The sequence below is a fragment of the Desulfobacterium sp. N47 genome, assembly GCF_051233685.1.
Taxonomy (GTDB): domain Bacteria; phylum Desulfobacterota; class Desulfobacteria; order Desulfobacterales; family RPRI01; genus RPRI01.
Window position 1 is genome coordinate 1 of record NZ_JBAMMY010000304.1, and the last position, 1,896, is coordinate 1,896.

Annotated in this window: 2 protein-coding genes; both read left to right on the forward strand. The window is 37.8% G+C overall.

The annotated features are described in order from the left end of the window. The first annotated feature begins 157 nt into the window (after window positions 1-157). Complete coding sequence (locus VXK47_RS19625) at window positions 158-865, forward strand: hypothetical protein (RefSeq protein WP_435550486.1); 708 nt, start codon at window positions 158-160, stop codon at window positions 863-865. Between the two features lie 26 nt (window positions 866-891). Next, a complete protein-coding gene (locus VXK47_RS19630; RefSeq protein ID WP_435550487.1) occupies window positions 892-1,611 on the forward strand; it encodes a hypothetical protein in 720 nt (239 codons plus the stop codon). Window positions 1,612-1,896: the final 285 nt, after the last annotated feature.

The following is a 1,896-nucleotide window of genomic DNA, read 5'->3' on the forward strand; positions in this document are numbered from 1 at the left end:
AATAAATAAGATTGCATAAAAGATAACAAAGCGTTACACACTCGACCGGGAACCCGCGCCTTTTTTCCAAATAACCTTGGTTGAGTTAAACGTGGTTAAAACACAGCCGGTTTGTGTTCCCGGCCGGTGAACTTTGTGTTATTTAATGGAGACAATAATGTCCTTTTTCTATCAACATTTCGTGGAACAAAAAATCAAGATTGTTCAAGCCATTGCTGACAGTTGTTGCGGCGATACTTATGCAGAGGGTGCACTCATATTGTGTTCTGTGATTAGCGCAATGTCAGCCATCGCTTGGCCTGGTGATAGCAAGATAAATAGAAAACGCTTTGTTGAAATCATCGTAAAATATCCGCCTCAGCATGAAGATCCCAAAAAAGTTAGTTTGCCAATCTTGGTTCAGGGTGGCGTAGTTTGCAATACAAGATTAGGCGTTTCAAATAAAGCTTTCCACCTAACAGAAAACAAGGATTTAACGGAAGCGAATATTATGAAATCTTGTCCCGATATAAAACTATCTGAAATTCGTAAATATTCTTATGCTAATCTTCTTTATCAAGAAATACGCAATACCTATGCGCATCAATACAGGGCTGGCAAAAACTCAACTGAGAGTGATTCATTGAGGCAAATTGAAAATACTGGAAAAAGTGCCATTTCTTACGTAAATATAATCAGAAACGATACATTATGCAGAGTCATTTACTTTCCCCTCGAATGGATTGCAAGTGTAGCACGAGCTGTTGCGAGCGGTCTAGATATAGAACAAAAAAAACTTGGGAAAGCTCCATTCGATGATCTCTATTTTGAAGTACCAACTAAATGGTGGCTTGAAGGGGTTAAGGAGGAATCAAAAACAGGATGAAATGTTCTCTGAAAAAAGTTGTTATAGTGGTTCTTTCAATCGTTATTGTTGGAGCATATAATTATGTTTTTGCAGGAGAGTGGCAGAAACCGTGGACATCTGTTAGGAAGGCATCTGCACAAAGATGCGCAAATGCTTTTGAAGCTTATCAATTGCAATCCGTATGTATGGAAAATGAGAAGACTGGGTACGATAAAATGCAAAGCGATTTTGGTATGCCAAATTCCATTGCAAGCAAAGCTAAAGAGCGATGTGGAAGGACATTTCAGCTTTTTCAGTTGCAGGCAGTATGCATGGAGAATGAGAAGGCAGGTTACGATAAGATGATGACCTATAAGAAAAAAGATATTCGAAGGAAAGCTGAGGCAGAAAATCAAAAAACAAATCATGATGTAAAGGATACTGCTGAAGAGTCAAAATTTAATTTTGATAAACAGCTTTGGAAACGTTTTGCTACCAACCCAGAAGCCCCACATGATTATTTTGAATATGATTCTGCACCCCAAAATATACTGCACGGTGCTGTTGGTCAGAACCGTGAACACACAGTTATGGTGATGACAAGAAATATGCAGGAAGAAACGGTATTAGGAATGTTCCCAATAGCTATAAATTGCACTAAGCAGATGTCAATGGTAATAGACCTCCAAAATCCTAAAAGAAATACTCCCATGGAGCCGATTGAGAAAGGTACTCCAACGTATTTATTGTATAAAAAAGTTTGTGAACAGCATATGGAAGAGTAAAATAAAAAGTTTGAAAATCATTGGCTCTTTTTTGGCTTGAAGAAAATAAATGCGGACGGTTCTATTTAAGAAATAACAAAATCAATGCAGCCGATCGCTACGCTCCGGCTGATTTTTCCGTTATCTTGAGCATTAAATTAAAAGATGAGAGATATGCAGCAAAATAAGATGCACAACAGTCCTATAATATTTATACTTCTTGGGATGCTCCTTGCTGTTTTTATATTTTAGACAGTACTAAAGGCTGGAATCCATATGGTTGGTGGTTCTTAGCTACATTTGCCT

What these genes read in the sequence shown, in the direction of transcription:
- VXK47_RS19625 (WP_435550486.1), top strand. Translation starts at nt 158, where the DNA reads ATGTCCTTTTTCTATCAACATTTCGTGGAACAAAAAATCAAGATTGTT.